The organism is Streptomyces sp. NPDC056161 (assembly GCF_042268025.1).
Taxonomy (GTDB): Bacteria; Actinomycetota; Actinomycetes; order Streptomycetales; family Streptomycetaceae; genus Streptomyces.
Genome location: NZ_JBHJUV010000067.1, coordinates 40,566 through 47,304 on the forward strand (window position 1 = coordinate 40,566; position 6,739 = coordinate 47,304).

At 73.9% G+C, this 6,739-nt stretch carries 8 protein-coding genes; 3 read left to right on the forward strand and 5 right to left on the reverse strand.

All coding sequences use genetic code 11. The annotated features are described in order from the left end of the window. Positions 1-415: 415 nt before the first annotated feature. Both ACFC09_RS39520 and ACFC09_RS39525 read right to left on the reverse strand, forming a co-directional pair. On the reverse strand, positions 416-1,048 hold the full coding sequence (locus tag ACFC09_RS39520) for an FMN-binding negative transcriptional regulator (RefSeq protein ID WP_376536802.1): 633 nt from the start codon (positions 1,046-1,048) through the stop codon (positions 416-418). Further along, the gene (locus ACFC09_RS39525) at positions 1,048-1,731 is read right to left on the reverse strand and encodes a pyridoxamine 5'-phosphate oxidase family protein (protein ID WP_376536804.1); all 684 of its coding nucleotides are present in this window, start codon (positions 1,729-1,731) and stop codon (positions 1,048-1,050) included. Before ACFC09_RS39525 ends, ACFC09_RS39520 begins: the two co-directional genes overlap by 1 nt. Positions 1,732-1,767: 36 nt before the next feature. Between ACFC09_RS39525 and ACFC09_RS39530 the strand changes: the two genes are divergently transcribed. After that, positions 1,768-3,099, forward strand: a complete 1,332-nt coding sequence (locus ACFC09_RS39530; RefSeq protein WP_376536806.1) for an aminotransferase class I/II-fold pyridoxal phosphate-dependent enzyme — start codon at positions 1,768-1,770, stop codon at positions 3,097-3,099. Between the two features lie 64 nt (positions 3,100-3,163). Here the strand turns inward: ACFC09_RS39530 and ACFC09_RS39535 are convergent, their stop codons facing one another. Next, positions 3,164-4,111: a DMT family transporter gene (locus ACFC09_RS39535; protein WP_376536808.1), complete on the reverse strand. Its 948-nt coding sequence runs from the start codon at positions 4,109-4,111 to the stop codon at positions 3,164-3,166. Between the two features lie 74 nt (positions 4,112-4,185). On the opposite strand from ACFC09_RS39535, the gene ACFC09_RS39540 reads away from it, so the two are divergent. Continuing rightward, positions 4,186-5,088: a LysR family transcriptional regulator gene (locus tag ACFC09_RS39540; protein ID WP_376536810.1), complete on the forward strand. Its 903-nt coding sequence runs from the start codon at positions 4,186-4,188 to the stop codon at positions 5,086-5,088. A gap of 119 nt (positions 5,089-5,207) precedes the next feature. Here the strand turns inward: ACFC09_RS39540 and ACFC09_RS39545 are convergent, their stop codons facing one another. Further along, complete coding sequence (locus ACFC09_RS39545) at positions 5,208-5,675, reverse strand: pyridoxamine 5'-phosphate oxidase family protein (RefSeq protein ID WP_376536812.1); 468 nt, start codon at positions 5,673-5,675, stop codon at positions 5,208-5,210. 74 nt (positions 5,676-5,749) lie between these two features. Here ACFC09_RS39545 and ACFC09_RS39550 point away from each other — a divergent pair, with 74 nt between their 5' ends. Continuing rightward, complete coding sequence (locus tag ACFC09_RS39550) at positions 5,750-6,394, forward strand: cysteine hydrolase (protein WP_376536814.1); 645 nt, start codon at positions 5,750-5,752, stop codon at positions 6,392-6,394. A 3-nt stretch (positions 6,395-6,397) separates the two neighbouring features. Here ACFC09_RS39550 and ACFC09_RS39555 read toward each other — a convergent pair. Continuing rightward, positions 6,398-6,739, reverse strand: a 342-nt coding sequence (locus tag ACFC09_RS39555; protein ID WP_376536816.1) for a Rieske (2Fe-2S) protein, incomplete at its 5' end; no start/stop codon positions are given.

A 6,739-nucleotide genomic window follows, 5' to 3' on the forward strand; every position in this document is an offset into this window, starting at 1 on the left:
GGACGCTGTCGGCCGTCGGACGCTGTCGGGTGTCGGGTGTCGGGTGTCGGGTGTCGGGTGTCGGGTGTCGGGTGTCGGGTGTCGGTCCGTGCCGGGCGCAGGGCGTGCCGGGCGTCGGTCCGTGTCAGCCGTGGACCGTGCCGGGCGTCGGTCCGGCCGCGGGACCGTCCCGGCCGCCGGATCGTCCCGGTGCGCCGGGGCTGTGTCCGGGCCCCGGACCGCGGCCGGGTGTGGACCACCTCCACGCCACGTCCCCGGCGGCCCTCCCGGACACCCGCCCGTTCTCCGGCCCAGGCCGAGTCGCCGTCCTCCCGTCCTCGCCGGCTTCCCGCGCGGGGTTCGCGGGTGCCGGCGGCGGCACGGTCTCCCCCGGGAAGCCGGTCTCCCGCCGGGGCTCAGCCGCTCCGCCGACGCATCAGGTGCTCCGCCGACGCATCAGGTGCTCCTGTGCCGCCCCGTCGCGCGGGCCGCGCCGTTGCCCGAGTCCCGAGGCGATCCGCTCCTGGACCTCCTCGGGTTTCTGGCCCGCGTACTTGAACTTGGCCCGCACGCCGGTCACTTCGAGCCGCAGTCCGCGGATGCCGGGCAGCATCCTGCCGTACGGCGGCCCGGCCGGCGTCGCACGGGCCGAGCCGCCCGCGGGCTGGAAGTGGGCGAGCTGGCGGTTGAGGAGGTCGGCCTTCTCGGCGGGATCGTCCACCACATGGGCCGTGCAGCGGAGTTGGACGGCTGCGTAGAAGCTGGTCGGGACGCCGTGCTCGGCCGCGGTGCCCGGGGCGGCCTGCCAGGGGCCGGGGACGTAGACATAGTCGTCGACCACGCTCAGCAGCACCTGGGGATCGGCGTCCAGCGCGGCCCACAGGGGGTTCGGGCGGGCGAGGTGGGTGACGACCTCGGCGCGCTCGGCGTCGTAGGCGAAGTGCAGCGGCTGGACGGCGGGCGGCTCGCCGGGCAGGCCGTTGACGGCCAGGTGGCCGAAGTCGTGCGTGGCCAGCCAGGTCTGCCATTCGGTGTCGTCGTGCGGCGCGTCCCAGGGGTGGATCAGCATCACAGGGCCTTGAGGTAGCCGGGGAGTTCCGTGCCGGGGGCGAGGCCCGCGTCGGGGACCGGGGCGGCGTAGCCCTTGCGCAGCGGTACGACGCCCGCCCAGTGCGGCAGGGCCAGGTCCTCGGGCTCGTCGTTCGCGCCGCCGGTGCGGAACTTGGCGGAGACCTCGTCCAGGTCGAGCCGGATCACCGCGGTGGCGGCCAGTTCCTTCCTGTTGGCGGGCCGGGAGTCGGCGGCGCGGCCCGGGACGACGTGGTCGACCAGCGCGTCCAGGGCCAGGCGCCGCTCCTCGGGGTCCGTGACCTCGTGGGCGGTGCCGTGCACCACCACGGAGCGGTAGTTGATCGAGTGGTGGAAGGCGGACCGGGCCAGCACCAGGCCGTCCACGTGGGTCACCGTCAGGCAGACCTCAAGCCCGGGATCGGCCTGCCCGGTCATCCGCAGCGGGCGTGATCCGGTGGAGCCGTGGACGTAGAGCCGCTCACCGACCCTGGCGTACAGCGTCGGCAGCACCACCGGCGCGCCGTCACGGACGAAGCCGAGGTGGCAGACGTAACCCTCGTCGAGTATCGCGTGCACCACGTCGCGGTCGTACGACGCGCGGTCCGCGGAACGCGTCGGTACGGTGCGCTCGGTCGAGGGGTAGGCGGCGGGTTGCGACGGTGTCTGCTGGGGCCCCTGCATGAGCAGTCTCCATTGCACTAGTGCATAATGTTGTTTGTGCTAGGAGAATATCCGATCGAAGGCCGCGGCGCAGCGGAGATCGCGACGAGCGTCGAGCGCGCGGTGGGGGACGGCCGCCTGGAGCCGGGGCAACTGCTGCCGCCCATGCGGGAGTTGGCGGTCCGTCTGGGCGTCAATCCGAACACGGTGGCCGCCGCCTACCGCACCCTGCGCGAGCGCGGCGTCATCGAGACCGCCGGGCGCCGGGGCAGCCGGATCCGGCCCAAGCCGGCCACGACCGGGCGTGAGCAACTGCACGTCACCGTGGGGCCCGGAGTGCGCGACCTGTCCAGCGGCAATCCCGACCCCGCGCTGCTGCCGCCGCTCGCGCCCGCCCTGGCGGCGGTGGCGGAGGCCGGGGACGGGGATCCCGTCCTGTACGGCGCCGAGCCGGTGGAGCCCGCCCTGGCCCGGATCGCACGCGGCGAACTCGACGCCGACGGGGTGCCCGACGGCCCGCTCGCCGTGGCGTCCGGTTCGCTGGACGCCGTCGAACGGGTCCTCGCCGCCCACCTCAGACCCGGTGACGCGGTCGCCGTGGAGGATCCCGGCTGGGGCCGGACCCTGGACCTGATGCCCGCGCTCGGCCTGCGCACGGTCCCCGTGGGCGTCGACGACGACGGGCCGCTCGTCGGTGACCTGCGCAACGCCCTGGAGTCCGGCGCGCGTGCGCTGATCGTCACGGACCGCGCGCAGAACCCCACCGGCGCCGCGGTGAGCGCCGCACGCGCGCGTGCCCTGCGCTCCGTGCTGCGCGCGCACCCCCGGACGCTGCTGATCGAGGACGACCACGGCCACGGCATCGTCGATCTGCCGCCGCACCCCCTCGCCGGCGGCACCCACCACTGGGCCTTCGTCCGCTCGGTGGCCAAGGCGTACGGCCCGGACCTGCGGCTCGCCGTCCTCACCGGTGACCCGGTCACCGTCGACCGGGTGGTGGGCAGGCAGCGGCTGGGGCCCGGCTGGGTCAGCCGCCTGTTGCAGCGGGCCGTGGTCCGGCTGTGGACGGACGGCGCGGTGGACGGACCCGCGGTGGCGGCGGCCTACCGGGCCCGCCGGGACCCGCTGATCGGCGCCCTCGCGGAACGCGGCATCCGTGCCCACGGGCGCAGCGGCATGAACGTCTGGATCCCCGTCCCCGACGAGACCGGCGCGGTCGCCCGGCTGCTGCACGCGGGCTGGGCCGTCGCTCCCGGCGCCCCCTTCCGCCTCGCCGCGCCGCCGGCCATCCGCATCACCGTCTCCACCCTCACCGCGGAGGAGACCGTCCCCCTGGCGGACGCCGTCGCGGCGGCCCTGGCACCGGCGCCCTCCCGGAGTTACGTCTAGCGCTCCGAAAGCCGCGTCCGGACGGCCCGGGAAGCGGCGGGCCCGAGGCCCATCAGGGGCGCGCTCAAGGATCAGGGACGGTGCGGGATCCCGGGCGTGCCTGGGTGAGGGCCGCGCCCGCCAGTACGATCACCGCCCCCACCGGTGTCGTCCAGCTCAACGACTCGCCCAGGACCGCCACGCCCGCGGCGGTCGCGATGACCGGGATGAAGTAGGTGACCATCTGGGCCGTCGTGGGGCCGACCTCGGCGACCAGGCCGTACTGGAGGAGGACGGCCAGGCCCGTGCCGAGCGCGCCCAGGGCGGCGACGGCGAGCAGCGGGACCACCGGGAAGCGGCCGGGCAAGGACGTGAACAGGGGTGTGACGACGGCCAGTTGCACGGTGGCCAGGGACAACTGCGCGCCCGTCATCGACAGGTGCGAGTGGCCCGTCCCGGCCAGCGTGCGACGGACGTGGATCCAGCCGACGGGATAGCTGAGCGAGGCCAGCAGGGCCAGCGCCGTGCCCGTCGCGTCGAGCCCGTGGAAGCCCTGCCAGGCACCGAGGACCGTCAGCACGCCGAGGAAACCGAGGCCGAGCCCCGCGACCCGCAGCCGCGTCGGGCGGTCCTCGGAGAGCGCGACCAGCGACAGGGCCATGCCCCACAGGGGCGAGGTGGCGTTGCAGATGCCCGCCAGGGTGGACGGAATGGTCAGCTCCGCGTAGGCGAACAGGGAGAAGGGCAGGGCGTTCAGCAGGAACGCGGAGACGGTCAGATGCGCCCAGACGCGCGCTCCGCGCGGCAGCCCCTCCCGCTTCACCGCCATCGCCGCCACGAGCACCGCCGTACCGAACACCAGCCGGCCCAGCGTGACCTGGAAAGGCGCGTACCCGTCCGTGCCCACCTTGATCAACAGGAAGCTGAAGCCCCAGATCAGTGACAGGGCGCCGAACCGGAGGCGCCAGTCGAGGCGGGCACGGGCGGCGGAGGCGGGCCGGGCCTCGGCGCGCTGGGTGGTGACGGCGGTCATGGACGCAACGATGCGGTACCCGACCTCGTAGCACAATCGAGATTTCTCACCAGATACCTCTTAGTCTTGCTTACATGTTGAACCTGGAGCGCCTGCGCACCCTCGACGCCCTCGCCCGGCACGGCTCGGTCAGCGGGGCGGCCGAGGCGCTGCACGTCACCACGTCCGCCGTCTCCCAGCAACTCGGCAAGCTGGAACGGGAGGTCGGGCAGCAACTCCTCGCCAAGAACGGGCGGGGCGTGCGCCTCACCGACGCGGGGCGGCTGCTCACCGAGCACGCGGCACGCATCCTCTCCCAGGTGGAGCTGGCCCAGTCCGACCTGGAGGCGCACCGCGGGCAGGTGGTCGGCGAACTCCGGCTGTCCGCCTTTCCGACCGCCGCCCGCGGTCTGTTTCCCACCGCCTTCGCGGCCCTGCGCGCCCGGCACCCATCGCTGCGGATCCGCTCGTGCGAGCTGGAACCGGAGGGCGGCGTCGCCGGGGTGGTGCGGGGCGACCTCGACCTGGCCGTCGTCCTCGACTGGTACAACAAGCCGATGCCGCTACCGGACGGGCTGGTGAAGGCGCCCCTGCTGGACGACCCCGCCGATGTCGCGGTCCACGCGGAACACCGGCACGCGGGGCGCACGGAGGTGGACCTCGGGGAGTTCGCCGGTGACGAGTGGATCACCTGGGGCACGGGCGAGTTCTGCCACGAGTGGCTGATGTTCACGCTGCGCTCGCGCGGTGTCGAACCGATCCTCGGTCACCGTGCGGCCGAGACGCACACCCAACTGAGCCTGGTTTCCGCCGGGTTGGGCGTGTGCGTCGTGCCGCGCCTGGGCCGCCACCCGGTACCGCCCGGGGTCGTCACCATCCCGCTCAAGCAGCGCGTACGCCGTCATGTGTACGTCGTCTGGCGGGCCGACGCCGACCGTCGGCCGTCGATCCGGGCGGCGGTGGAGGCGCTGCGCACGGCGGCGGAGACGGTGCGGTGAACCCTCGGACGGCACGCTGAACCCCTCAGGGCCCACGGGGAACCGCACCCGATTCCACGCACCCGCTGTCCGCACCGGGTTTCCGCACCTGAATGACGCGCCCGGCGCCCCGCCCGGTCCTACGCCGAGCCCATCTTGCGGAAGTCCCAGGAGACGATCTTCCGCGGGGTCAGCCGCATCCACGCGTGCCGGCCGTCGTACGGCATCTCGTCGAGGCCGAAGTTCTTGCGGGCGAACAGGATTTCCGGGGTGTCGAGTTCGGCGCACAGCTCGCCGGTGCGCGGGGCCTCGCCGACGAACTCCACGGTGCCGGACAGCTCGACGCCGCGCAGCTGCCCGTACTCCTCGCCCGCGTCCACCACGACCGCCACCCGCGGATCGCGGCGCAGATCGGACCACCGTTTGCTGCGCACCACCGAGTACAGCCACAACGAGGTGCCGTCCCAGGCGAACCAGAGCACGCTCACATGCGGTGCGCCGTCCGCGGAGACGGTGGCGACCCGGCAGGTGCGCTGGCCGGCGAGGAACCCGTCCAGTTCACCGGGCGTCATCATGATTCTCCGGCCCCGGCGCTGCGCGACAGTCATACGGCCCCCTTCTTCCCCTCTCGGGCAATGCTGGTTAGTCTCGCCCGCCCCGCACCCGAGCGAAAGGGGGCGTCGTGCCGTCGCACGACCGGCTCCGTGAACTCCTCGATCCCACGGTCACCGTGCTGCTCACCGTGGAGTGCCAGCAGGGCGTCGTGGGACCCGGCAGCGCGCTGCCCGAACTCGCCGCGCAGGCCCGTTCGTCGGGTGCCCTCGGCAACGTCGCCCGGCTGGTCGCCGCCGCGCACGACAGCGGTGTCCAGGTGATCCACGCCGTCGCCGAACGCCGCCCGGACGGACGGGGAGCCAGCCGCAACGCCCGGCTGTTCCGCGCGGCCGAACGGCTCCCCGTCCAGCAGCTGTCCGGTACCACCGCGGTGCGTGTCGCGCCCCCGATCGAGGTGGCCGAGCAGGACATCGTCGTACGACGGCTGCACGGCCTCTCGCCCGTCCAGGGCACCGACGTGGACGCGCTGCTGCGCAACCTGGGGTGCCGCACCCTGGTCGTCACCGGTGTCTCGGCGAACGTCGCGATCCCCAACGCGGTGTTCGACGCGGTGAACCGCGGCTACACCGCCGTCGTGCCCGCCGACGCGATCGCGGGGGTGCCCGCCGACTACACCCCCGCGATGATCCGCAACACCCTCGCGCTGGTCGCCACGGTCGTGACCACCGACGAGGTGCTCGGCTGCCTCAGAGGGCCGCGCCGTGGCGGCTGAGCCTCACGCGAGCGTGATCTCGTCCCCGGACACGGTGATGTCCTGGGCCGGCAGCGGCTGGGTGGCGGGGCCGCGCCGCACCGCGCCGTCCGTGACGGAGAACTCACTGCCGTGACACGGGCAGACGATCGCGCCGGCGGAGACGCTGCCCACCGCGCACCCCTGGTGGGTGCACTGCGACGAGAACGCCTTGAACCGCCCCGCCGTCGGCTGCGTGACCACCACGCCCCGGTCCTTGAAGATCTTGCCGCCGCCCTCCGGGATCTCGGAGGTCTTCGCGAGCACGGTGCCGCCGCCCGTGGCGCTGTCACCGCCGCCCGTGCCGCCGCCCTGCGGATCGGCGGC

What these genes read in the sequence shown, in the direction of transcription:
- ACFC09_RS39520 (WP_376536802.1), bottom strand. Translation starts at nt 1,048, where the DNA reads ATGCTGATCCACCCCTGGGACGCGCCGCACGACGACACCGAATGGCAG.
- ACFC09_RS39525 (WP_376536804.1), bottom strand. Translation starts at nt 1,731, where the DNA reads ATGCAGGGGCCCCAGCAGACACCGTCGCAACCCGCCGCCTACCCCTCG.
- ACFC09_RS39535 (WP_376536808.1), bottom strand. Translation starts at nt 4,111, where the DNA reads ATGACCGCCGTCACCACCCAGCGCGCCGAGGCCCGGCCCGCCTCCGCC.
- ACFC09_RS39540 (WP_376536810.1), top strand. Translation starts at nt 4,186, where the DNA reads ATGTTGAACCTGGAGCGCCTGCGCACCCTCGACGCCCTCGCCCGGCAC.
- ACFC09_RS39545 (WP_376536812.1), bottom strand. Translation starts at nt 5,675, where the DNA reads ATGACTGTCGCGCAGCGCCGGGGCCGGAGAATCATGATGACGCCCGGT.